This is a genomic window from Telluria sp. ZB4P37 (genome assembly GCF_059685855.1).
On record NZ_JCASID010000004.1, the window covers coordinates 199,764 to 221,584 of the forward strand.

Sequence of the window (21,821 nt, forward strand, 5' to 3'; positions counted from 1 at the left end):
ATGAAAACGAGCGCCGGCAACTGGCCGGGCACATGCCAGACGGGAGGTGATCAGACCCGGATACGCAGGGTTCGCAGGTATGGCGGGTGGGCGTCCGGCTCGGGAAGCTCGCCAAGCCAAGGCAGGGTGGAAGCGAGTGCCGAGACCGGCGCGACGATACGGACAAGGCTGGCTGAAGACAGCAGGATCAGCGCCGGCAAGGGATTGTGGTGGTCGACCGACGCCTTCGTGTCGGCCGAGAACTCGGCGCAATGTACGGGACGCTCCGTGTCCATACCGGCGCACGACTCCCCTTCTACCATTTGCATGGGCGCCTGCTTGCCGACGATCTCCGGACATACGTACGATGCCATTGCCATGCCCGACGTCATGAGCGTCATGACGAGGAGAAGCGCAATACATCTGAACAGTGCCGGGAAGGAGCGTCGCATCGGTGGGCAGGCTAGGGCGGTTCGTACCATTCTAACTATATTGTGCGGCGCGTGTAAGTGCGCAACGCTTATAAAAGCATGAAGCTCGGCCGCGAGGCGGGTTCAGCCTCCGTCCTTGGCAGTTGCCTGTACCACAAAGCAGGCAAAGGCGGGCATGCCGCGAAGGTCGAAGCCCATGGCCTGCGCTTCGTCGAAGGTGCGCTCGCTGGTCCAGTCATGCTGCTTCGCGCGGCTCAGTGCAAGCATCAGGGCGGCCCGGGCGCCGGTGGCGCAGTGCAACAGGTATGGCCCTTCGGTCCGCCTCATTGCGGCATCGAGCTCATCGACCTGCTTCACCGACAGCGCCGTCTTGTCGACCGGCACACTGACGTACTCCAGCCCGGCGTTCCGTGCCAGGTCGGCATTCGGCACAGCCGTTTCGTTGGGGAGGCGCATGTCGATCACGGTGCGAATGCCATGCTGCTTCGCCTCCTCCAGATCCTGCGCGGCAGGCTGTGGTCCGATGAACTGGTCCGGGCCGCTTTGCGTGTAGTTTGCCATGTCGATTCCTTTTTCAGTCAGGGAGGGCATCAGCCCTGCGGGCTTTCTGTCATCTGGCGGCAGTAGTTTGACAGGTTCTCCGGCAGGTCAGGCGGGCAGACGCCGCATTGCCGGTTGCCGGGAACGGCATAGTCGATGAATGTCGGATACGGCAGGTCGAGCTTGGCCATGATGACCCTGAATTGGTCGAGCGTCCGGTCGCCGCCCAGCCGCGGGTTGCGCTTCTTTTCCTGGCCGATCGACGACACGAAGCGTTCCTGATAATCGTGCGCGGGGTAGACCAGGGTGTCGTCGGGCAGGACAAACAGCTTGTCCCGTACGCTCGCGTACAGGGCGTCGGCATCGCCGTTCTGGAAATCGGTCCTGCCGCAGCCCTCGATCAGCAAGGCATCGCCGGTAAATACCCGGTCATCCAGCAGATAGGCGAAGTGCCCGTCGGTGTGCCCCGGCGTATGCAGCGGCTGCAAGCTGATGCCGCCGACCTGGAACGGGATGCCTTCCTCGATGCCGACGTCGGCGCAGGGCAAGCGGTCCCATGCTGGCGCTGCAATCCTGCTGCCGACGGCACGCTTCAGTTCCAGTGCCGCGGTGATATGGTCGGCATGAATATGGGTGTCGACTGTAAAAGCAAGCTTCAAGCCAAGGCGGCGGACCTCGGCCAGGTCGCGGTCCATGGTCGCGATCACCGGGTCGATCAGCACGGCCAGGCCCGTGTCTTCGTCCCCCAGCAAATAGGTATAGGTACTCGACAGCGGTTCATGCAGTTGTCGAAAAATCATCGCAGCTCCTTGTTGCAGTAGATGAAAGTACGGTCGATACATCTATTGTATACATTTTTATAGATTATGTTCTGGTATAATGTCTGCTTTCGCCACTGCTGCTACGCTCCATGACTTCGCCACCGCAAATCGACTTGGTAAAACTCCATGCCGCAGCTGGAAACGCTTGCACCTTGCTCAAATCGCTGTCAAACCCCGATCGCCTGCTCCTGCTGTGCCAGATGAGCCAGGGCGAGCTTCCAGTGGCCGCGCTGGAAGCACTTACCGGCATTCGGCAGCCTACGCTGTCCCAGCAGCTGACCGTGTTGCGGGAAGCACAGCTCGTGAGCACGCGTCGCGAGGGCAAGCAGATTTTCTACAGCATCGCCAGCAGCGAGGCGTCGGCGGTCCTGCAGTTGCTGTATCAACTCTACTGCCCAAAGGAATAGGAAGCATGCAATGACAATCGACTGGAACAGCTTTACGCCCTGGACGTCGCTGGCAGGCGGAGTGCTGATCGGCCTGGCCGCCGCCATGTTCCTGACGTTTAACGGACGCATTGCCGGCATAAGCGGCATCGTCGGTGGTTTGCTCAATCCTGCGCGCGGCGATGTTGCCTGGCGCCTTGCTTTTGCGGCTGGCCTGGTGTTCTCGCCACTTGTGTTTGGATTTGCCGCGCCCTTGCCGGAAGTACGGGTGGACGCCGGGTATCCCGTGCTCGTCGTCGCTGGCCTCCTGGTAGGCATTGGCACCCGCTACGGCTCGGGTTGCACCAGCGGGCATGGGGTGTGCGGCCTGTCGCGGCGTTCGCCGCGGTCCATGGTGGCCACTGCCGCGTTCATGCTGGCTGGCTTCTCGACCGTTTATATCGTTCGCCATCTGATTGGCTAGGAGCGGAAAATGAAGATATTCATGGCGCTGCTGGCCGGGCTGCTGTTCGGGCTCGGCCTGCTGTTGTCGGGCATGAGCGATCCCGCCAAGGTGCTCGGTTTCCTGGACCTGGCCGGCAACTGGGACCCGTCGCTTGCCTTCGTGATGGGCGGCGCGGTGCTGGTGGGCTCGCTGGTGTTCCCGCTTGCGGCGAAACGAAGCACTGCGATCCTCGGCGACCCGATGCGCTTGCCGACTGCCACGGACATCGACCGCCGCCTGGTGCTGGGTGGGCTGACCTTCGGCGCTGGCTGGGGCCTGGCTGGCTATTGCCCTGGACCTGCACTTGCCTCGCTCGCACAGGGAGGCATGAAGCCCGTGCTGTTTGTCGGCGCCATGTTGGCCGGAATGATGCTGTTCGAGGTGATCGAACGCGTACGGGCCGAGCCATCGACCTTATGAGGGGACCAGATTGATGGCGGTGGCGCTTGTGCTGGGTGCATTGGTTGGGCTTGTCATGGGATTGACGGGGGCGGGTGGGGGCATCCTCGCCGTACCCCTGCTCGTATTCGGCCTGCACCTGACCGTTGCCGAGGCCGGACCGATTGGCCTGCTGGCGGTGGGTACTGCCGCGGCTTTCGGTGCGTTCATGGGGTTGAAAGCCCGTATCGTCCGCTACCGTGCGGCCTTGCTGGTCGCCGGCAGTGGCATATTGGCGGCGCCAGGCGGCGTCTGGCTGGCCCAGCGCCTGGATACCAGACTGATGAGCATGCTGTTTGCCGCAATGCTTGGGTGGATCGCTTGGCGAACCTTCCGGGAAAGCGGCAAGGCGCAGGCCGTGCGGGCCGCTCACGCTCCCGTGCCGTCTTGCATGCGCGACGCCCATGGCGGCCGCTTCATCTGGACCAGCAAGTGCGCGACTGCATTGTCCATCTCGGGTGGCATCGCCGGTCTCCTGTCCGGCTTGCTTGGGGTGGGTGGCGGCTTCGTTATGGTGCCTGCGCTGCTGCGCTACACTGACCTGGAAGCCGAATCAGTCGTCGCGACCTCGCTGGCCATGATTGCCATGGTTTCGCTCAGCGGCTTTGCTGCCAGCATGTGGACCGGCCAAGTCAATGTTGAGGTGGCGCTGCCATTTGCCGCCGGCGGTGTGGCCGGGGTCGGCGTAGGGAGCGTGTTCGTCTTACGTTTTTCGCAGAGATACCTGAAGCTCGCCTTCGCGTCAATCTGCGTCGTGGTCGCGCTTGGAATGGTGCTGAAATCCGTTTGAGAGCGGATTGGTGATCGCCTTGCTTTCCAGCGGTGTTGAACGTTCCGAAATTGCGTGCACGCTATCCCGGGAGCATGCTACATTGACCATATGCGCGCCAGGCTCCGATCATTTTTCTTGTGCCTAATCATCGTCTCCCTCCCTCTGCAGAGCATTGCGGGAGTGGCGAGGGTCGAATGCGGCACGGCGCATCATCTCTTGTCGTCTGCCGGCCAATCCAGCGAGGTGCAGGCCGAAGCGGCTTTGAAAGCAGGGGCGGACGATGGTGGGCACGAACATGCCGGCGCGGCATTGCAAAGCCTGGCATCGCCAGATCAAGACTGCGCTGACGACGGTTCGCACGCACGATCCGGTTGCGGCACCTGTGCAAGCTGTTCCATTGGGGCCTTTGCGCCTCCACCCGTGATGGCCGTGACGGCGGTTGAAGAAGCGGTCGGCACTGCCCTGCAATTCTCCTCATCTTCATTTACTGGGCACGTCCCCGCCCGGATCGAACGACCTCCACGCACGGCCGCGTCAATCGCGGCGTAATCCTGTACGGCTAACGCCGGCGATGCGTCCTGATCATCAGGAAGATCGCCCCGTGCTTGCGCGCGCCTGCACCAATGCGTCGTCCCGTACAGGCACGTGACTCCATCAATCGGATCAAACATTGATTGTGCCCCTGTAGCTATCCGCCGCAGGAAGGCGTGCCCGCGTCCCTTACCGGCACGCGGACGTTCGGCCGAATCGCGTAGATCCCTGCATCAGTAGTCAGTAGTCGTATTTCAACTCACTGATCGGTTCTTTACGCACCATGTCGCGGCGCACCAACGTGAATTTGCGCTGGCGGATTCGCTCGCGCCGAAATTTTATTTGGTGCAGTGTTGTAAAAACGGATAAATATTGCCAGAAACTGAAAAGCTCGCTAAATTGAAAGGGTCTTCAGATTGTATAGACAAGCAGCGTGATGATTTGTCTCCCCGCTATGTTCCGTGAACGATTGACCGCACGGTCCTGTAGTTTTCGTTAAAAAAAGAAATCCGGAGGGTAAATGGTTCACAAGTACGTCCCAAGAACGACAGCCGCGCTCGCACTGCTGGTCCTCCAGCAAGGCGCCCACGCACAACAACCCGCTACCAGCGAAAACACACAGGCGACTGGAATGGAGCGGGTCCAGATCACGGGCAGCCGGATCAACCTGAGGCAGGAACAACTGTCCGGTGTCGGGCCGGTTACCGTGATCGATGCCGATACCATCCAGCGTTCCGGCGCGATCTCGATCGAGACGCTGCTTCAGCGGCTTCCATCATCCGCGGGTACGGCAGGGAACCAGACCAGTGCCTACTGGACCAGTAATGGCTATGGAACGACGCAGGTCAACCTGCGTGGCCTCGGCACCGATCGCACCCTGGTGCTGTTGAACGGGCGCCGCGTCGTGTCGGGGGGCACGGGCGCCAACAGCTCGGTCGACCTGAACATGATTCCCGTCGCGATGATCGAGCGCATCGAAGTGCTGAAGGACGGTGCATCGGCGATCTATGGCGCGGACGCGGTTGCCGGCGTCGTCAACATCATCACCAAGAAGGCATTCGATGGTGTCGAAGCTTCGGTCCGGTACGGTAAAACCGAGCGCGGGGATGGTGACGAGAAGTCTGCGGACCTCGTGTGGGGAACAATGGGCGAACGCGGCACGCTGATGGCGTCGCTGAATTACTCGGAAAGTGGCCCGGTCAACCTGGCCTCGCGGGCTCCTTGCGCGCTGTTTGAAGACGACGGCGAACTGGTCTGTTCTGGCAGTTCGTCGACGATCGGCGGACGGGCCCGCCTGGCAGACGGCCGGCGGGTGAACTTTAACCAGGATCCGAATGGTAATCCGCGTGGCTTCGAGACTTACAATGCGGCCAAGCACGCCTACAACAGCAATCCGTTCCTGAACGCGGTCAATCCGATCAAGCGGGTTGGCGTCAGTGCCTTCGGCAACATGCGCCTGACCGACAAGGTGGACCTGTTCAGTGAACTCATGTTCACTAACCGCCAGTCGGATCAGCTGGCAACGCCAGGTGCGATCGGCGTGTACCGTCCGATTGAAATCGCTGCCACCCATCCGACCAATCCGACCGGGCAAAACCTGAGGCTTGAGCGGCGCCGGGTTGCCGAGGTAGGGCCGCGCAACTTCTTCCAGGAGACCAATACCTTTCGCATTGTCGCCGGCCTGAAGGGCCAGATTGGCGAGAAATGGGATTGGTCAGCGTCGGTGAACTGGGGACGGAACACGGGCGTGGATGGAATGAGGAACATCATCAACCTCGACCGCGTTGACGCGACCCTGAACGCTGCGACCTGCGGCAAGACCCCGACCGCGGCTCCTTGCGGCAATTACCTGGGCTACGGAAACCTGAGTCCGGCCGTGCTGGACTATATTCACTTCACGACACGCGACCACGGCGGCAATGACCAGAAAAGCTTCAACGCGAGCGTCAGCGGCGAGGTGCTTTCGCTGCCGGCCGGACCTGTCGGTTTTGCCTCCGGATTCGAGTACCGCCGGGAGAAGGGCTGGCGCGACCCGGATAGCCTGATCGTATCGGGTGCGGCCAATACGAATGCCATGGATCCGATCGCCGGCCAGTACAGCGCGCGCGAGGTATTCGCCGAGCTGTCGGTTCCATTGCTGGCAAAGCTGCCGTTCGTGAAATCCCTGACCATGAATGCCGCGGCCCGTTATTCCGACTACAGCCTGTTCGGTTCCCAGGCCACGTACAAGCTTGGCCTGGACTGGCAGGTGATCCCTGCGCTCAAGGCCCGTGCGAACCGATCGACAGCCTTCCGTGTCCCGAATGTTCCCGAGCTCTTTGGCGGCGTTTCCGAGGGTAACCTGACGACGACCGACCCGTGCAACAACTGGAACACGCTTGATCCGAATTCGGCGGTTTACAGGAATTGCCAGGTTTCCGGCGTTCCTGTCGGATTCAGGCAGTTCGGCCCGTCGATCCTGACGACCGGCGGCGGCAACCAGAACCTGAAGCCGGAAGAAGCGGATACTTTCACGGTCGGTTTGGTATGGACACCTTCGAAGGCGCTGACTCTGACCCTGGACTATTTCAATATCGAGATCGATAACGCCATCGAGACCGTTCCAGGCTCGACCAAACTGTCGGTGTGCTACAACTCGCCGGGCCTGGCGCATATTTTCTGCGGCCCATCGAGCTTCACACGCGATCCCCGTACCGGCGAGATCAACTTCCTGTCGTCACAGCCCGAGAACGCTGCGCAGCAAAAGGTCGCAGGCCTGGACTTCGGCGCAATGGTCGATTTCAACCTCTTTGGATGGTCGTCCGCCCTCACCGCGGACGTCTCCCGTCTGAACCGGTTTGACGTGACGCCCTTCCCTGGTGGCGAGGTCATCGAATATGGAGGCAAAATCACGGGAGGCCGTGGCAGCTACGCCAAGTGGAGGTCGACGGCATCCCTCACGACGTCCAGCGGCCCATGGTCCGGGTCCTATACCGTCCAGTACATCGGCAAGGCTGACGACATCAATGCCGCGCCAACCGATATCGGCGCGCGCGCACCGAGCATCGCTTACCACAACGCGAGCGTGAAGTACGCATTCAACCAGGCGATGGCGATTTCGTTCGGCGTCGACAACCTGTTCGACAAGCGTGCCCCGTATATCCAGAGCTGGACGGATGGCAACACCGATACCATGACCTACGACCTGTTGGGGCGCCGCTGGTACGCCCGCCTCGGCTACAGGTTCTAAGCATTGCAATGAAACCCGGGCGGCCGTTCAGCGTGTATCCTTCGCGGCGGTCCGCCAGGCTAGCGGGCAACTCAACTTATTTACAACAATTATGCAATCAGCTTTCTGGGTGCGGCGCGCCCATAAATGGATCGGGCTCGTGATCGGGGTGCAGGCGCTGCTCTGGATGATCAGTGGCCTCTACATGGTCGTGGTCCCGCTCGAAGTCATCCACGGCGACCATCTGGCCCATGTTCCCACCGAACCGCTCAGCCCCTCGGCCAGGCGCATGACCCAGTCAAGCCTGCACGAGGCCTATCCTGGCATTACTTCCATCCGCATGAAGAACCTGCTTGGGAAGGAGGCTTACGAGATCAAGCAGGGTCAACAGTCCATTCTCGTGGATGCGACCAGTGGTGAAAAGCTCAGCCCGCTCGACCGCGACAAGATCATTGCCCTTGCCGACGCTGCCTACGTGGGCGAGGGCAGCATCAAGGGTGTGGAATGGGTAACGAAAGCGCCCCAGGAAGTCGGTTCGCGGCCTGTTCCCTTGTGGGCGGTCCATTACGACGAACCAGGCCTGACGACGCTGTACTTCTCGCCGCATACGGGCGATCTCGTCGCCCGCCGCCATGAACTCTGGCGGTGGTTCGATTTCCTCTGGATGTTCCATATCATGGACTACGAAGAGCGCGAGAACGTCAACAACACGCTGCTGCGTACGGCTTCGATCACCGGCCTGCTGTTCGCCCTCAGTGGCGCATGGCTGCTCTTCTACAGTTTGAACCGGAGGAAAAAGGCATGAGCCATTGGATGAGACGCCTGCACAAGTGGGCAGGACTGATCCTGGCGATCCAGTTCGTACTGTGGATGTCTAGCGGGGTTGTCATGAGCCTGCTTGACTCGGAGAAGGTGCAGGGCCGTGAGTTCCGGATCAAGCCGCCAGCAGCGCCCGCATGGCCACGTGATGTGCTCACGACGGATGCGGTCCTGGCAGCAAGCCGCGACAAGGTCATGACGGTCACCTCCGGGTGGCTGCTGGACCGGCCGATTTTTCGCCTGCAGAACGACAAGCGCAGCTGGCTGGTCAGTGCGGCAGACGGAAAGACTGTAGCCGTTGACGCAGCTCTCGCTGCCGACCTCGCTCGCGCGTCCTATTCCGGTACAGGAAAGGCTGGGACGCCACGCCTGCTGAACTTCACGCTGGAGGCACGCGCGCACAAGGAACCAGTCTGGCGCGTCGACTTCGACGATGCGGACGAGACATCGGTCTATGTCTCAAGCCGGTCGGGAACGGTGCTTGAACACAGGAACGATACCTGGCGCCTGTTCGACCTGTTCTGGATGCTCCATATCATGGACTACAGTGAGCGGACCAATTTCAATAATCCGTTGCTTGTCTCCAGCGCGATCGGTGGATTATGGATGGCGCTGACCGGCGTCTGGCTGCTGTTCACCAGCGTCCGGCTCGCGGAGTTCGTCCCTGGCCGTTGGCGCAGGCGCCGGAGTGTCAACCTGATCGACCGCAGCGGTGCAATACAGCGCTCCGTCGATGCCGTGCAGGGTGATACCGTATTCCAGGCACTTGCCCGTTCGGGCCTGCAACTGCCCTCGAACTGCGGGGGCGGGCAAAGCTGTGGGCTATGCGAAGTCCGGTGCGTTGGGCAGATACCAGAACCCACCAGCGCCGACCGCGCGTTACTGTCGTCAGAAAAGCTCGCGGCCGGATACCGGCTCGCCTGCAACCTGCCCGTGAAGCGCAGTCTCGATATCGAGGTCGGCGATTCCTCGGCTTTGTCCACCGAGCGGACGGGTACGGTCACCGGTGCGAAATCAATCACGCCGTTTCTCAAGGAGATCACGATAAGTCCGGGCGGTCTGCTGAAATGTCGCCCGGGAGCCTACGTCCAGATCCACGTGCCGGCATATGCGCGCGACGCCAGCCACGTCGACATCCCGGAAGATCATCAGGAGGATTGGCGCGCCGCTGGTCCCCTGGCAGAGCTTGCAAACGATGTGCCGGTACGAAGGTCATATTCGGTCTCGGTACCGGTGGAGTGTGCAGGCGGGCAGCTGACTTTCCTCGTCCGCTTCATGCCCGGGGCGCGGCCGGGCCGGGGCTCAGGCTACATGTATACGCTGAAGGTCGGCGATGAGGTCCGTTTCAGCGGTCCGTTTGGCGAATTTGCACTCAAGTCCGGATCCAGGGAAAAAGTGTTCATCGGCGGCGGCGCCGGCATGGCGCCGCTACGTGCAATGATCCACCAGCTCCTGACGAAGGGAGCAACCGAGCCGCTGCACTTCTGGTACGGAGCACGGACCCGGCGCGATGCTCCTTACGTCGACGAGATGCAGGGCTTCGCGTCGAAGCATCGGAATTTCCGTTGGCAGCTCGTGGTTTCCGAGGAAGCAGGGATGAGCGACGAGGCGACCGGCCTGGTGCATGAGGCCGTGCTCGATGGCTTGCTGCGCACGCACCCCGATATCGCCTCGCTCGAGTTTTACCTATGCGGCCCGCCGGCGATGCTCGCGGCGACACGGACGATGTTACGCGCCCTCGATGTGGCCGACGCGAACATCGCGTACGACGATTTCAAGATTTGAGCGCTTGTTGGCACAGGGCTTCTTGGAGAACTCTCCAAAAAGCGCTTGACCCTCCCATCGTGGCAAGGTCTAGAGTGGGCTTTCAATTACAGTTGAAGGAGTCGTTGTCATGTACGAGCTTCAGGTAGAAGCAATGAGCTGTGGTGGTTGCGCCCGAAGCGTAACCAAGTCCGTGCAAGCGCTAGACGGCAGTGCCAGGGTGGACGTTGACCTGGCGACCAAGAAGGTGCGCATCGATAGCCAAGTGCATCTTGAAACAGTGAAGTCGGCAATCGAGGACGCCGGCTATCCGGTGACCGCAAGCGCGGTACTTTGATCGGCGGCGGCGGGACACAGCAACATGTTCCGCCGATTTCCGCTACCCGGGGCTGCCACAGGCCAGGTCATTCAGGATAGGACAATCCGGCCTGCCGTCTACATGGCAGTTGCTGGCGACATGTTGCAGCTGGTCGTGGATGGACTGCAGCATCCGGATGTCATCATCGAGCTCCGCAATATACAGCTGGGCCAGGTGCTTGACGTCGGCACTGTGCCGATTCCGATCCTGCCACAGGTCCAGCAGGCTCCTGATGCGTTCGATGGAGAATCCGAGGGTGCGGTGAAGCTAGTCATGTGGTTTCTCCAGTAATAAGTACAGGGTAAACCTTCCAGCGATGTCAAGGTCAAGCGATTTTCTACGCAGGTCCTGTTTGCCGGCGTCGGGATGCCGTGCCTGGGATGCGAAAAAGCGGGTCGATTCCAAAGGCACGTCCCGGCATTGCAAACGCATCGGCAGAGAGCGAGGCTTCTGCGACGGCCGTATGGTTATACGCAGACGTCGCGGCCCCGGCCCTGCAGTCCGGAGCAAGCTGGCGCCATCGGAGATCTGCGTGTCAGGCGGGCTACAGTAAATGGATGCCAAACCGTTTCATGAACAAGGCAAATACACCAAAACAAACAATGGTAAGCACAACGCAAGCCCCCATGGTTGGCCAGAACCCGAGGCGGGATAACAGCCAGGGGAAAGCCAGGAACATCGGCAGGGTCGGCAGCACGTACCAGAAGGTATACCAGGCGTGGTTGGCCAGTTTTGCTTGCGGCTGGTTTTCCACATACAGCCACACCAGGGTCAGCAGGGTGATCATCGGCAGTGCCGCAACAAGCCCACCGAAACGGTCGCTGCGTTTCGCCGTCTCCGAGACCAGCACGACCACCGCCGCGGTGATCAGGTATTTCGTGATAATCCATTTCATCGTAAGTTCCCGACGTCGCACTGGACGTTAATCCTGCGGCCGCAGATAGTGGCGGCAGGGTGATGTTTATTTGACGGCAAAACGCACGCTGACGGTCTTCTTGTCCGCGAACGTCACGGCAGCTACCGCCTTGCTGCCTGGTGCGATCTTGGCGCCGCCCTTGACGACCAGTGTGTTGCCGCCACCCGGCACGAGCGTCAGCACGGTCGTTTCAGTACCCTTCAGCACTGTCAGGGTGCCGGCCGCGCCAGCGGTTGGCAGGTCCTTGCCATGGTCGTCCACATAGATCTTCGGGCTGCTGTTCTTGGCGACGAGCTCGAAGGCCAGGTCGCCCGCGCTCTGAACGATGCCGCCATGCTTGGCCTTCGCGCCGTGCGCCAAGACGTTACCCGACAGGACGACGCTGGCCGCGAGGGCCGCTACTGCAAACATCTTCTTCATGTTGATTGCTCCGCAAAACATGCGGCGGCTTGGGATGGGCGCCGCCGCTCGGCCCATGTACATCGAAATGCGATCAATATGCCTCGCTGCCTTTTTCGGCCAGCAGCTGCTCGAGTGGCCGGCGCCCGACCTTCCAGAAGATGAGGGGCGTGAGCAGGGAATCGAGCAGTGTGGAGCTGATCAGGCCGCCGAAGATGACCACGGCCACGGGATGCAGGATTTCCTTGCCGGCCGCGTCGGCGGCGAGCAGCAGTGGCGTCAAGGCGAATGCCGCGACCAGGGCCGTCATCAGGACCGGCGTCAGGCGCTCGATCGACCCGCGCACGATCATCGGCCAGCCCCAGGTCTCGCCCTCGAATTTGCACAGGTTGATGTAGTGGCTGATCTTGAGGATGCCGTTGCGCGTCGCGATGCCGGCCAGGGTGATGAAGCCGACCATCGACGCCACCGACAGCGACACCCCCGCGATCCACATGGCGATCACGCTGCCCACCAGCGCAAACGGGATGTTGCCCATGATGACCAGCGCCAGGGTCGACGAGCGGTAGCGCGAATACAGCACCAGGAAGATCAGCACCAGCGAAGCCAGCGACAGGCCCGCGATCAGCTGCTGCGATTGTTCCTGTGCCTGGAACTGGCCCTCGACGCTGACAAAATAGCCGCCCGGGAGCGCGGTGGCGGCAACGCCTTTGCGCACGTCGGCGATGATGCGCGACATGTTCGAGCCGTCCGTGTTGGCGTAGACGACGATGCGGCGGCGGCCATTCTCGCGGCCGATCTGGTTCGGGCCGTCGCCTTCTTCCACGGTCGCCACGCTCGAGAGCGGGATCTGGCCCGCAGGGCTGGCCAGCATGACGCGCCCGAGGTCCTGCGGCGAGCGGTCCACGTCGGACAGCCGCACCACGAGGTCGAAACGGCGCGCGCCGTCGATCACCTGGGTCACGCGCGTGCCTTCCGACAGGGCCTGCAGCGCCTGCAGCACCTCGCCCGCGGCCAGGCCATGCTGGGCCGCCTTGCGGTAGTCGATCCGGATCTTGACCTGCGGGATCAGCACCTGGCGCTCGACCGACAGGTCGACCAGCCCCGGCACCGCCGCCAGGCGGCCGCGCAGGCTGTCGGCCAGGCCGCGCAGGGTATCGATGTCGTCCCCGTAGATCTTGAGGGCGATCTGCGCGCGCACGCCCGACAGCAGGTGGTCGAGCCGGTGCGAGATCGGCTGGCCGATCGCGACCGACGCCGGGATCACGGACAGCTGGTTGCGGATGCTCGCCATGATCTCCTCGCGGCTGCGTCCGGACGGCTTCAGGTCGACGTCGATCTCGGACGAATGCACGCCTTCGGCATGCTCATCGAGCTCGGCGCGGCCGGTACGTCGCCCCACCTTGGTCACTTCCGGCACCTGGGCGATCAGGGTCTCGGCCAGCGCGCCCATGCGGTTGGCCTCGAGCAGCGAGGTCCCGGGCGTAAAGGTCATGCCCATCACCAGCGAGCCTTCGTTGAACGCCGGCAGGAAGGCACGCGGGAAGAAGGGCACCGAGGCGGCGGCTGCGAGTACCACGAACAGCGCGGCCGCCAGCAGGGGGCGGATGCGGGTGAAGGACCAGGCCAGCGCCGCCGTATCCCACGCCTTCATGCGGCGCACGATCGGGCTGTCGCCGCGGTGCAGGCGCTTCATCTTCGGCAGCAGGTAATAGGCCAGGACCGGCGTGACCGTCATCGACACCAGCATCGAAGCCAGGATCGAGGCGATGTAGGCAATGCCGAGCGGCGCAAACAGGCGCCCCTCGATGCCGGGCAGGGCGAACAAGGGAATGAACACCAGCACCACGATCACGGTCGCGTAGACGATGCCCGAGCGTACCTCGACCGATGCATGCCAGACTACTTCCAATACCGACTGCCCGGTTTCGCCGCGCTGTTTCAGCCGGCGCACGATGTTCTCGACGTCGACCACCGCATCATCGACCAGTTCGCCGATGGCGATCGCGAGGCCCCCAAGCGTCATCACGTTAATCGATTGGCCCAGCAGGTGGAAGGCCAGCGCAGTCACGGCGAGCGACAGCGGGATGGCGACTAGCGAGATCAGCGTCGTGCGCGCGCTGAGCAGGAAGGCGAACAGCACGATCGCCACCAGGATGGCGCCGTCGCGCAGGGCCTCGACAACGTTGCCGATCGAAGCGTCGATGAAGTTGGCCTGCCTGAACAGCACCACGGGCTGCGAAATGCCGGCCGGGAGCCCCTGTTTCAGTTCCGCCAGCGCGGTCTCGATGTCGCGCGTGAGGCGCACCGTGTCGCCGGCAGGCTGCTTCTGCACGCTGACGATCACCGCCGGTTGGCCGTTCAGGCCGGCGTCGCCGCGCTTGAAGGCCGGTGCGTAAGCGACACTGGCAACCTGCTCCAGCAGGACCGGCCTGCCGTCGCGATAGGCCACCGCGGTGCCGTTCAAGTCTTCCAGGCGCGTGGTGCGGCCCAGGTTGCGGATCAGGTACTCGCGGTTGTTCAGGTCGATGAAGCCGCCGCTGGTATTGGCCGAGAAGCCGCGCAGCGCGTTGGTCACCTGCTCGAGCGAGACGCCGAACTGCGCCATGCGCGCCGTGTCCGGCTGCACGCGCAGCTGGCGCACTTCGCCGCCGATCGGGATCACCTGCGACACGCCGGGGATCGACAACAGGCGCGGGCGCAGCACGAAGTCGGCATACTCGCGCGCCTTCATCGGGTCGGTCCTGGCCGTGTCGATCGGCAGCGCGATCAGCATGATCTCGCCCATGATCGAGGAAACCGGCCCCATCATCGGCGCGATATTGCCCGGGAGCTGTTCCTTGACCAGGGTAATCCGCTCGGAGACCAACTGGCGGTTGCGGTACACGTCGGTGCCCCAGTCGAATTCCGCGTACACGATCGACAGGCCGACACCGGACACCGAGCGCACTCGCGTCACGCCGGGCATGCCGTTGAGCGAGGTCTCGATCGGGAACGAGACCAGCTGCTCGACCTCCTCGGGGGCCATGCCGCCGGCTTCCGTCAGCACGGTGACAACCGGCTTGTTCAGGTCGGGGAATACGTCCACCGGGGTGCGCCAGGCTGTCATGGCGCCATACACCATCAGCAGCAGTGCCGCCGCCAGGACGAACAGGCGGTTGCGCAGGCTGAAACGAACGATAGTATTGAACATGGGCGGCTTACCTGATCTGGTTGATCAGGGAGGTCCCGGCAACCACCACCCTGTTGTCGGGGCTCAGGCCCCGGGTCACGATCACCGTGCCGGCGTCCAGCGGGGTCGCCTCGACCGGCAAGGCAATGAAGCGCTGGGCGCCGGACTTGATCCACACCACCGTTTCGTTGGCCTGGTTCCGCGCCAGCGCCGCCGCCGGCAGCGCGATGCCCTTCACCGTCGTGTTCAGCTTGGCCAGCACGGTCACGGGCTGGCCCACGGCCAGGTCGAGCGCTGCTGCCCTGGCACGGAAATTCAACGGCACGGCGCCCTCACGCAGGCTGCGCCCGCCGCCCAGCAGGGTCAGTTCCACGCCGGGCAGGTCGGCCAGTGTCGCGGCGCTGATCCTGCGCGCCAGCGAGGCATCGGTGGACAGCGCTTCGACCAGCATGCGCTGCGGGTCGACGATCTCGAACAGCACGTCGCGCGACTCGACGATCTCGCCATTGAGCACCGACGCGCTGGCGATGACGCCGCTCGCCGGCGCAACGATTGCCTCGACGCCGCCGATTGACTTTGCCACCGCGCGTTCCTGGCCGATGTTGGCCACCAGCTCGGCCTGGGCCGCCTCGATGTCCTTGGCCGGCACCACGCCTTCCAGCGATTTCAGGCGCGCCACGCGCTTTTCGAGCAAGGCATGGTTGGCGCGCAGTTCGGCCAGCTGCGCCGCCTGGTTGCCGCGTTCGATCGCCGCCCCCGTGGGACGCAGGCGCGCCAGCACCTGTCCTTTCACGACGCGCTGGCCCGCCACTGGAAGGCCGTTCGGGCCAGGTGCGATCTGACCCGCGAACGGGGCCTGCACGCGCCCGCCCGCATTCGGGTCGATGGCGGCGCGCCCGTTGAGCTGGACGGTGCGGGCGAATTCGCCTTCCTTCGCCATCAGCGTGCGCACGCCCATGCGGCGCTGGGCGAGCTTGGGAACGTTGACGCTGCCATCAGGCAGGCGCGCCAGCCCGCCCGCAGTTGCACTGGCCTGGCCGTCGAGGTGTTCGCCGTTCGGGCCATGCGCGCCGGGCGAGGCGAGGAGAGAAGTGGCAAAGAGGGCGGCAATCACGCCTGCAGCAATGCGATGTTTCATGTTCATGTTCAGGCTTCCTTACGTTGGCGCATGCGGCGTACGGCAAATACGGCGGCGACGAGGACGCTAGCGATAGCGACTGCGAGCAGCCAGCGGCGCCAGGGAGCGTGCTCGTGGCCGTGGTCGTCCTGGGCGGCGCTCACTTGCAGCGTGCCTTCGAGCAGGTCGCTTTCCTCCCCTGCGACCAGGGTGAACAGCAGCGGATGCGTGCCCGGCTTGGAAATCGCTGCGAGCAAGGCAGGATCGTCGACCGCGTAGTCGCCAAGGTCGGCGTGGAATTTCGCCCTGGCCTTGAGGTTCTTGTACTGCACCTCGAGAATGCCGTTCAGCACCGGCTCGTTGGTTTCGTAGCGGTCGATCATGAGCGAAAGCTCACCGCCGGCCAGCTGGCCGACCAATTCAAAAGATTCGGTAAAGGTCTCGATACGCGGTATGGCCGAAGCAGGGCCGCCGGTTGCGGCCTGGCCATCGAGGTGTTCGCCGTTGGGGCCGTGCGCGCCGGGGCTGGCGAAGGCCACCGACATGGCGAACATGGCGGACAAGAAGAGATTCAGGTATTTCATGGAAGGATTCCTAGTGCTTGGTTGAGCTGGGCATGGGCATGCCCGAGTGCGACTTTTTGCTGGGCCACGGCGACGTTCGCCTCGTGGGTCAGTGCGCGCGAGCGCAGCAGGTCGGCCAGGCCGCGTTCGCCCTGGCGGAAGGCTTTTTCGAACAGCGCCGTGTGTTCGTGCAGGGCGCTCGCGCGCGCGCGCGCATCGTCAAGCGCCGTCCTGGCGTTGACAAGCCGTTCCCGGGCAAGGTCCACATCCGCGCCGGCTACTATTTGCGCTTCGGCCGCTTCGGCGGCGGCAGTGGCGATGGCGGTCTGCGCCTGGGCTTCAACGACCCGGTTGCGCGCGGCGCTGCCGAATGGGATCTGCAGGGCGATGCCGATGCTGTTCGCAGGTTCGCGCAGCGTCCGCTCGTCTTCCCGGCGCATCGACAAGGCGATGGTTGGTGGGGCGGACCGGCTGGCTTGCGCAAGGCGCAGGGCTGCGTGCGCCCGCTGTTCGGAGGCCTGTGCAGCCGCCAGGCGCACGTTGGCAGGGGCGTCGCCCGCCCGCAGCGGCTCCGGCTCCAGCGCCGGCAGTTCAGGCAGGCCGGTAGCGATCCGGTAGCGGGCCAGCGCTTCGGCCGCTGCCGTGCGGGCACTGCCGACGGCGATGCGCGCTGCCAACACTTCCTGCGCAGCGAGCAGTCCGTCGCTGCGCGCCAGGTCGCCCGCCTTGACGCGGCGCTGGACTTCTTCGGCCAGGCCTTCGAGGTGGTGCAGGTGGTCCTGCTTTTCTTCCAGCGTGACGCGGGCGGCGGCAGCCTCCCACATCCGGCTGCGCACCAGCCCGGCCACGGCAAGGCGTGTCGCGCCCAGTTGGGCAACGACTTCGGCGGTACTGCGCGCCGCGAGCAGCTCGCGCGCGGATTTCTGGCCAGGCAGCCAGATCGACGTCGACACGGAGATCTCGGATTCGCGCTGGGCGCGTTCCGATGAGCCGTGGTCGTTGCGCTGGGACAGGCCGAGGCTGGGGTTGGAAGCCATCCAGGAAGCCGCGCCTGCGCGTGCGGCGGCGGTTTCGTCCTGGCGCGCTTCCAGGGTGCGCGCGGCGGGCGCACGCAGCCAGGCGCTTTCGACTGCTTGTTGAAGCGTGGCCGGTGCCGCGCCCAATGCCCAGCACGGCAGGGCGAGGGCGGCACCGGCAAAGTAAAATGACAAGCGGCAGGTGTGCATGTGTTCTCCATCGTGTGATATTCAGGATCACCGGGAGGATGCGCACTGGCGCGAGGAGCTCGCGCCTTGACAGGTCGATCAGGCGTGCGTCAGTCCCCCGGCAGCAAGGCCGGGGGCAGGGCGAGGCGGTTTTCGCGGTCCGTCCAGGAAGGGCTCGGGTGGCGCATGAATGATGAAGTCGGCCAGGCCGGATAGCTGCCGTTCGGCAGGTGCCGTCAGCGAAGGCACATGGAAACCGATCGGCTGCGCAGAATGAGAGTGTTCCTGCGCATGGGCGAGCGACTCGTCGGATTCGTCGTAGTGGACCGACCCGTCGTCGTCGTGATGGTGCTGCAGCCCCTGTTCGTGCTCGACTTCGTGCGTGAGCGACTGCGCACCGTAGGCATGCGGCTGGCCGCCTTGCATGGCAAAGCCATACAGGGGAAGACAGAGCAGCAGCAGGAGGTAGACGATCCGGCGCAAGAGAGAAGATCCAGGTTAGTGGTGGGATTATAGCAGTGGGTACGAAGGCTGGGTATCGGTTCCGACCGCTCGCGTGCTTGTCTGTTCTATCATATGAATCCGTTGCGAATGCTCGAGATCCGAATTGATACTGAAAACTACGCTGCTCTTCGTTGCGACAGCCATTGCCGAAATCGTCGGTTGCTTCCTCCCCTACCTATGGCTGCGCAAGAGTGGCCCGATATGGCTCCTGGTGCCGGCTGCGGTCAGCCTGGCGCTGTTCGTCTGGCTCCTGACGCTGCATCCGGCGGCAAGCGGCCGGGTGTACGCGGCCTACGGGGGTGTCTACGTCGCGACGGCCCTGGTATGGCTACGTTTTGTCGACGGCATCAAGCTGTCGACGCTGGATTGGATAGGGGCGGCTATCGCACTGTGCGGCATGGCGATCATCGTCTCGGGCTGGACCAGGGCAAGCTGAATTACACGTTGTAAAAGCCCGCCCAGAGGAACAGTGCGGTGAGCGCCGTGAAATACGGGCTGTAGGGTTCAAACGCCATCAGGTGCGAAGCCCAGCAGCCGCCGATCCCCAGCAAAAGCAGACGAGCGGCCCCACGCAACAGGCCGATGCCCCAGGAGCGGCCAGCACGCCTGCGGCCAAGGATCCCTTCGTTCCCATTTTCATGCCTGCCCCAGTTAAGCTTTTACAGCGGTAGGTTAAGCTCCGTACCTCGATACGGAGTCAAGTACATGACCGATAAAAGACCATCAGCCGCCTGGCCGCCGCCGCGGATGTCAACGTCGAGACCGTCCGCCTCTACCAACGCAGTGGATTGATCGACGAGCCGGCGCGGCCGCAGGCCGGCTACCGCACCTATGGGGATGGCGATGTGCGGCGGATCCGCTTCATCAAGCGGGCACAGCACGAGCACGCGCAGCCTTGCGGCCAGAAAGCTCGCCATGGTCGAGGCGAAGGTCCCGATCATCCAGGCGCTGATCGACGATTGATGGCTGGATCGAGGCGCGTGGTCCCTCGATCCGGCGCGTGAATGAGCAGGTGCGGCGCTTACTTCGCTTTCCTGGAAGACCAATGCACGTGGACGATCGCCCAGCCATCGGCCTTCTTTTCGAGGACCGCCGTGCCCGTTCCAAAGACATGCACCGGCTTGCCGCGCGATGTTCCCGTGGTTTCGGTTTCCTCCAACACGATAGCCATGTTGCCATCGATGCGTTCGGTCTGTTTCAGCACTTTGCGCGTCGAGTTCTTTGCGAACTCCATGTCGCCGCCCAGATGATGGCTTGCGTACTCTTCACGCGAGCGCTCGACGTGGCCGGATTCATAGATCGCGATGTCCGGGGACAGCAGGCTCAATGCCTTTGCCTTGTCGCCGCTGGTCAGGGCGGCATGGAAGGCTTCGAGCGCCTCCTTCGGTGAAGCGGCCAGGCTCGCGGAGGAGACGGCGAACAGGAAAGCGCTCAAGACGAGAGCCGGGATGGTTTTCTTTTTCATTAGTATTCCCTTGACGATGAAGTTCTCACGACGCCACCGGCGGTGAGGTAGAACTCAGGACGGCAGCCACGATGAGTACGGCCACCAGGATGCAGGCTTCGACCTGCAGGATCACGGCAAACTTGCCACTGGCAGCGCCTTGAAGTTTTGGCTGGCGCAGTTGTGCCAGCAGCTTTGGCATGACAACGAAGCGGTTCAAGCCGCCCAGCGCTGCTGCGCACAGTACGAGTCCGACCTTGACAAGCAGGGCGGTTCCATAAGGGTTGCCCAGGACGTTTCCGGGGCTTCCCAGCACGCGCCATGCGCTCAGGACACCCGTAATGAAGATGCAGGCCAGGGCGACAGTGGCCGACGTCGACAGCGACATGATGAAACGGGCGCATTCGGCGCGGTTCTTCGACTCCCATTCAGGCGGGGAGCGCAGCGTGACCAGGCCGGCGAGGATGACTTCGCCGACCCAGAGGCTGATCGCAGCAAGGTGAACCCAGTCGGCCAGTACCGCCCAGGTAAAGTCGCCCGCGGCGCCGGCGTGGCTCACCATGCTGCGGGAGTAGAGCAGTACGCCGAGCGCGGCGGCACGAACCAGCGGCGCGGCAGCGCCAGGCCGCTCGTCCTTGCGTATCCCGAGGGTAATGGCGACGACAAGCAGTGCTGCCGCACCGATCATCCATGCCAGCCCGTAGTGCGTGACGGTGATGACGGACCGTACCGCGGGGAAGGCCTCTTTCACCGGGACCTCCGCCATCGACGCCGCTTCGAGCCAAAGCACCGCCACATACGCGATCGCTGCCACTGTGACTGCAAACAGCATGACCTTGCGCAGGCGCGGAACCAGGCCGTTACCCCATGCCGACCGCGCCCTGCGCAGCCAGATATGGGCTGCGCTGGCGCCAACAAGCACGGCTACCGTCAGGTTCAGGACGACCGTGATGAAGCGTTGAGCAAGGGCGAGGTCAGCCTCCATGTTACTTTACCCGGAAGTCGAACTGGCCTTTGACCTTGTGGCCGTCCCGGGTGACCGTGGACCACTGGACGCGCCAGGCCCCGGCATGCAAGCCTGGAACAGTCGCAATCAGCACCTTGGGATTCGCATCGTCGAGGAAAGTCTTGCTTGGCACTACGACCGCGCCTTTCTCGTCGATCAATTTGACCTTGCTAAACGGAAGTTCAAGCTGCTCGCTGAACTGCAGGCGCACCTGCGCAGGCGCCGGGCTCACAACGGCGTTGGCCTGTGGTGAGGACGACTCGAGCTTGGCGTGTGCGAACGCGGAGGAGGTGGACACCAGTCCGAGAACCGCTACTGCCCCTGCAAAGAAAGATTTGATTTTCATGCTGGTCTCCTGAGGGGCTCCTGTGACGCGATCAGGCGTGTCGAGCCCCGGTTCGTGGATGCTGGGTTTACTGAGCAGACTGGAGCTGGACGATCGTGATAGCACCGTTGACACGGTCGGCTGCGAACTTGACCTGGTCGCCCGTCTTCACCTGGTCCAGCATGGCTGGGTTCTTGACGCGGAACACCATGGTCATTGCCGCCATATTGAGGTTCTTCAGCTCGCCGTGGCGCAGCGTGATCTTGCCGGCGTCCTTGTTCACCTTCTTGACTTCGCCATGGGTGAGTTCAGCCGTTGCCGGCGCTTCATGGCCGGCATGGGCGTCGTGAGCGCCGTGGCCGTCCTGGGCAGTGGCAATGGAAGCTGCGGCGGCCAGGACGATAGCGAAAGTCAGTTTCGAGAGTGCGTTCATGGTGGTTCCTTTTCAGTGGTGAAGAAATTGTGTTCAGTTGTAGTGCTCGAATACTTCGGTACTGCCGTTGGCCTGCGCCGGCAGCACATCAAACGGATCTTTGCGCGGGCCTTCCATGCCCGGAGAGCCGAGCGGCATCGCAGGGAAGGCCAGTCCTTTCGCCTTGGGCTGATGCTCCGGCGCGCGCTGTCGTCCTTGCTAGTCGT

25 protein-coding genes and 1 pseudogene are annotated in these 21,821 nt (G+C 63.1%); 11 read left to right on the plus strand and 15 right to left on the minus strand.

The genetic code is table 11. The features are described from left to right. Window positions 1-50: 50 nt before the first annotated feature. From AC56K1_RS10225 to AC56K1_RS10235, 3 genes are all read right to left on the minus strand, one after another. Entirely contained in the window at window positions 51-308 is a 258-nt protein-coding gene (locus AC56K1_RS10225; RefSeq protein WP_497157731.1) for a hypothetical protein, read from the minus strand. Between the two features lie 225 nt (window positions 309-533). Next, a complete protein-coding gene (locus AC56K1_RS10230) occupies window positions 534-971 on the minus strand; it encodes a protein tyrosine phosphatase family protein (RefSeq protein WP_497157732.1) in 438 nt (145 codons plus the stop codon). A 29-nt stretch (window positions 972-1,000) separates the two neighbouring features. Next, window positions 1,001-1,750 (minus strand): MBL fold metallo-hydrolase, encoded by a 750-nt coding sequence (locus AC56K1_RS10235; RefSeq protein WP_497157733.1) that lies wholly within the window; start codon window positions 1,748-1,750, stop codon window positions 1,001-1,003. A 110-nt stretch (window positions 1,751-1,860) separates the two neighbouring features. Here AC56K1_RS10235 and AC56K1_RS10240 point away from each other — a divergent pair, with 110 nt between their 5' ends. The 9 genes from AC56K1_RS10240 to AC56K1_RS10280 all read left to right on the plus strand — a co-directional run bounded on the left by AC56K1_RS10240 (window position 1,861) and on the right by AC56K1_RS10280 (window position 10,822). After that, entirely contained in the window at window positions 1,861-2,178 is a 318-nt protein-coding gene (locus AC56K1_RS10240) for a metalloregulator ArsR/SmtB family transcription factor (RefSeq protein WP_497157734.1), read from the plus strand. Between the two features lie 10 nt (window positions 2,179-2,188). Further along, entirely contained in the window at window positions 2,189-2,620 is a 432-nt protein-coding gene (locus tag AC56K1_RS10245) for a YeeE/YedE family protein (RefSeq protein ID WP_497157735.1), read from the plus strand. Between the two features lie 9 nt (window positions 2,621-2,629). Then, window positions 2,630-3,061 carry a DUF6691 family protein gene (locus tag AC56K1_RS10250; RefSeq protein ID WP_497157736.1) on the plus strand — a complete coding sequence of 144 codons (432 nt, stop codon included), beginning with the start codon at window positions 2,630-2,632 and terminating at the stop codon, window positions 3,059-3,061. 13 nt (window positions 3,062-3,074) lie between these two features. Beyond that, window positions 3,075-3,869, plus strand: a complete 795-nt coding sequence (locus AC56K1_RS10255) for a sulfite exporter TauE/SafE family protein (protein WP_497157815.1) — start codon at window positions 3,075-3,077, stop codon at window positions 3,867-3,869. Between the two features lie 1,033 nt (window positions 3,870-4,902). Continuing rightward, entirely contained in the window at window positions 4,903-7,611 is a 2,709-nt protein-coding gene (locus AC56K1_RS10260) for a TonB-dependent receptor (RefSeq protein ID WP_497157737.1), read from the plus strand. 91 nt (window positions 7,612-7,702) lie between these two features. After that, window positions 7,703-8,395, plus strand: a complete 693-nt coding sequence (locus AC56K1_RS10265; protein WP_497157738.1) for a PepSY domain-containing protein — start codon at window positions 7,703-7,705, stop codon at window positions 8,393-8,395. Next, on the plus strand, window positions 8,392-10,194 hold the full coding sequence (locus AC56K1_RS10270; RefSeq protein ID WP_497157739.1) for an NADH:ubiquinone reductase (Na(+)-transporting) subunit F: 1,803 nt from the start codon (window positions 8,392-8,394) through the stop codon (window positions 10,192-10,194). The genes AC56K1_RS10265 and AC56K1_RS10270 overlap by 4 nt, the downstream gene beginning before the upstream one ends. A 109-nt stretch (window positions 10,195-10,303) precedes the next feature. Further along, window positions 10,304-10,510 (plus strand): heavy-metal-associated domain-containing protein, encoded by a 207-nt coding sequence (locus tag AC56K1_RS10275; RefSeq protein ID WP_497157740.1) that lies wholly within the window; start codon window positions 10,304-10,306, stop codon window positions 10,508-10,510. A gap of 24 nt (window positions 10,511-10,534) precedes the next feature. Continuing rightward, window positions 10,535-10,822 (plus strand): hypothetical protein, encoded by a 288-nt coding sequence (locus AC56K1_RS10280; protein ID WP_497157741.1) that lies wholly within the window; start codon window positions 10,535-10,537, stop codon window positions 10,820-10,822. Window positions 10,823-11,075: 253 nt separating this feature from the next. On the opposite strand, the gene AC56K1_RS10285 is transcribed toward AC56K1_RS10280, so the two are convergent. The 7 genes from AC56K1_RS10285 to AC56K1_RS10315 all read right to left on the minus strand — a co-directional run bounded on the left by AC56K1_RS10285 (window position 11,076) and on the right by AC56K1_RS10315 (window position 18,386). Next, entirely contained in the window at window positions 11,076-11,426 is a 351-nt protein-coding gene (locus AC56K1_RS10285; protein ID WP_497157742.1) for a DUF3147 family protein, read from the minus strand. Between the two features lie 66 nt (window positions 11,427-11,492). After that, the gene (locus tag AC56K1_RS10290) at window positions 11,493-11,867 is read right to left on the minus strand and encodes a hypothetical protein (protein WP_497157743.1); all 375 of its coding nucleotides are present in this window, start codon (window positions 11,865-11,867) and stop codon (window positions 11,493-11,495) included. A 73-nt stretch (window positions 11,868-11,940) separates the two neighbouring features. Continuing rightward, the gene (locus tag AC56K1_RS10295) at window positions 11,941-15,039 is read right to left on the minus strand and encodes an efflux RND transporter permease subunit (protein WP_497157744.1); all 3,099 of its coding nucleotides are present in this window, start codon (window positions 15,037-15,039) and stop codon (window positions 11,941-11,943) included. A gap of 7 nt (window positions 15,040-15,046) precedes the next feature. Next, window positions 15,047-16,156, minus strand: coding sequence for an efflux RND transporter periplasmic adaptor subunit (locus tag AC56K1_RS10300; RefSeq protein ID WP_497157816.1), 1,110 nt, complete (start codon window positions 16,154-16,156; stop codon window positions 15,047-15,049). Window positions 16,157-16,164: 8 nt separating this feature from the next. Beyond that, a complete protein-coding gene (locus tag AC56K1_RS10305) occupies window positions 16,165-16,719 on the minus strand; it encodes a hypothetical protein (protein ID WP_497157745.1) in 555 nt (184 codons plus the stop codon). Further along, a complete protein-coding gene (locus tag AC56K1_RS10310; RefSeq protein WP_497157746.1) occupies window positions 16,716-17,924 on the minus strand; it encodes a TolC family protein in 1,209 nt (402 codons plus the stop codon). Before AC56K1_RS10310 ends, AC56K1_RS10305 begins: the two co-directional genes overlap by 4 nt. 78 nt (window positions 17,925-18,002) lie before the next feature. Beyond that, complete coding sequence (locus tag AC56K1_RS10315; RefSeq protein ID WP_497157747.1) at window positions 18,003-18,386, minus strand: hypothetical protein; 384 nt, start codon at window positions 18,384-18,386, stop codon at window positions 18,003-18,005. Window positions 18,387-18,510: 124 nt separating this feature from the next. Between AC56K1_RS10315 and AC56K1_RS10320 the strand changes: the two genes are divergently transcribed. Next, window positions 18,511-18,843: a YnfA family protein gene (locus AC56K1_RS10320; RefSeq protein ID WP_497157748.1), complete on the plus strand. Its 333-nt coding sequence runs from the start codon at window positions 18,511-18,513 to the stop codon at window positions 18,841-18,843. Between the two features lie 295 nt (window positions 18,844-19,138). Next, entirely contained in the window at window positions 19,139-19,411 is a 273-nt protein-coding gene (locus AC56K1_RS10325) for a MerR family transcriptional regulator (RefSeq protein WP_497157817.1), read from the plus strand. Window positions 19,412-19,428: 17 nt separating this feature from the next. On the opposite strand, the gene AC56K1_RS10330 is transcribed toward AC56K1_RS10325, so the two are convergent. From AC56K1_RS10330 to AC56K1_RS10350, 5 genes and pseudogenes are all read right to left on the minus strand, one after another. Next, on the minus strand, window positions 19,429-19,872 hold the full coding sequence (locus tag AC56K1_RS10330) for a YybH family protein (RefSeq protein ID WP_497157749.1): 444 nt from the start codon (window positions 19,870-19,872) through the stop codon (window positions 19,429-19,431). Window positions 19,873-19,897: 25 nt separating this feature from the next. Continuing rightward, a complete protein-coding gene (locus tag AC56K1_RS10335) occupies window positions 19,898-20,836 on the minus strand; it encodes a CopD family protein (protein ID WP_497157750.1) in 939 nt (312 codons plus the stop codon). A 1-nt stretch (window position 20,837) separates the two neighbouring features. Further along, complete coding sequence (gene copC / locus AC56K1_RS10340; protein ID WP_497157751.1) at window positions 20,838-21,203, minus strand: copper homeostasis periplasmic binding protein CopC; 366 nt, start codon at window positions 21,201-21,203, stop codon at window positions 20,838-20,840. A 67-nt stretch (window positions 21,204-21,270) separates the two neighbouring features. After that, the gene (locus AC56K1_RS10345; protein WP_497157752.1) at window positions 21,271-21,615 is read right to left on the minus strand and encodes a copper-binding protein; all 345 of its coding nucleotides are present in this window, start codon (window positions 21,613-21,615) and stop codon (window positions 21,271-21,273) included. 33 nt (window positions 21,616-21,648) lie between these two features. Then, window positions 21,649-21,804, minus strand: a pseudogene (locus tag AC56K1_RS10350) (DUF411 domain-containing protein); the annotation flags it as partial. Window positions 21,805-21,821: the final 17 nt, after the last annotated feature.

What these genes read in the sequence shown, in the direction of transcription:
- AC56K1_RS10225 (WP_497157731.1), bottom strand. Translation starts at nt 308, where the DNA reads ATGCAAATGGTAGAAGGGGAGTCGTGCGCCGGTATGGACACGGAGCGT.
- AC56K1_RS10230 (WP_497157732.1), bottom strand. Translation starts at nt 971, where the DNA reads ATGGCAAACTACACGCAAAGCGGCCCGGACCAGTTCATCGGACCACAG.
- AC56K1_RS10235 (WP_497157733.1), bottom strand. Translation starts at nt 1,750, where the DNA reads ATGATTTTTCGACAACTGCATGAACCGCTGTCGAGTACCTATACCTAT.
- AC56K1_RS10240 (WP_497157734.1), top strand. Translation starts at nt 1,861, where the DNA reads ATGACTTCGCCACCGCAAATCGACTTGGTAAAACTCCATGCCGCAGCT.
- AC56K1_RS10245 (WP_497157735.1), top strand. Translation starts at nt 2,189, where the DNA reads ATGACAATCGACTGGAACAGCTTTACGCCCTGGACGTCGCTGGCAGGC.
- AC56K1_RS10250 (WP_497157736.1), top strand. Translation starts at nt 2,630, where the DNA reads ATGAAGATATTCATGGCGCTGCTGGCCGGGCTGCTGTTCGGGCTCGGC.
- AC56K1_RS10255 (WP_497157815.1), top strand. Translation starts at nt 3,075, where the DNA reads ATGGCGGTGGCGCTTGTGCTGGGTGCATTGGTTGGGCTTGTCATGGGA.
- AC56K1_RS10260 (WP_497157737.1), top strand. Translation starts at nt 4,903, where the DNA reads ATGGTTCACAAGTACGTCCCAAGAACGACAGCCGCGCTCGCACTGCTG.
- AC56K1_RS10265 (WP_497157738.1), top strand. Translation starts at nt 7,703, where the DNA reads ATGCAATCAGCTTTCTGGGTGCGGCGCGCCCATAAATGGATCGGGCTC.
- AC56K1_RS10270 (WP_497157739.1), top strand. Translation starts at nt 8,392, where the DNA reads ATGAGCCATTGGATGAGACGCCTGCACAAGTGGGCAGGACTGATCCTG.
- AC56K1_RS10275 (WP_497157740.1), top strand. Translation starts at nt 10,304, where the DNA reads ATGTACGAGCTTCAGGTAGAAGCAATGAGCTGTGGTGGTTGCGCCCGA.
- AC56K1_RS10280 (WP_497157741.1), top strand. Translation starts at nt 10,535, where the DNA reads ATGTTCCGCCGATTTCCGCTACCCGGGGCTGCCACAGGCCAGGTCATT.
- AC56K1_RS10285 (WP_497157742.1), bottom strand. Translation starts at nt 11,426, where the DNA reads ATGAAATGGATTATCACGAAATACCTGATCACCGCGGCGGTGGTCGTG.
- AC56K1_RS10290 (WP_497157743.1), bottom strand. Translation starts at nt 11,867, where the DNA reads ATGAAGAAGATGTTTGCAGTAGCGGCCCTCGCGGCCAGCGTCGTCCTG.
- AC56K1_RS10295 (WP_497157744.1), bottom strand. Translation starts at nt 15,039, where the DNA reads ATGTTCAATACTATCGTTCGTTTCAGCCTGCGCAACCGCCTGTTCGTC.
- AC56K1_RS10300 (WP_497157816.1), bottom strand. Translation starts at nt 16,156, where the DNA reads ATGAAACATCGCATTGCTGCAGGCGTGATTGCCGCCCTCTTTGCCACT.
- AC56K1_RS10305 (WP_497157745.1), bottom strand. Translation starts at nt 16,719, where the DNA reads ATGAAATACCTGAATCTCTTCTTGTCCGCCATGTTCGCCATGTCGGTG.
- AC56K1_RS10310 (WP_497157746.1), bottom strand. Translation starts at nt 17,924, where the DNA reads ATGCACACCTGCCGCTTGTCATTTTACTTTGCCGGTGCCGCCCTCGCC.
- AC56K1_RS10330 (WP_497157749.1), bottom strand. Translation starts at nt 19,872, where the DNA reads ATGAAAAAGAAAACCATCCCGGCTCTCGTCTTGAGCGCTTTCCTGTTC.
- AC56K1_RS10335 (WP_497157750.1), bottom strand. Translation starts at nt 20,836, where the DNA reads ATGGAGGCTGACCTCGCCCTTGCTCAACGCTTCATCACGGTCGTCCTG.
- copC (WP_497157751.1), bottom strand. Translation starts at nt 21,203, where the DNA reads ATGAAAATCAAATCTTTCTTTGCAGGGGCAGTAGCGGTTCTCGGACTG.
- AC56K1_RS10345 (WP_497157752.1), bottom strand. Translation starts at nt 21,615, where the DNA reads ATGAACGCACTCTCGAAACTGACTTTCGCTATCGTCCTGGCCGCCGCA.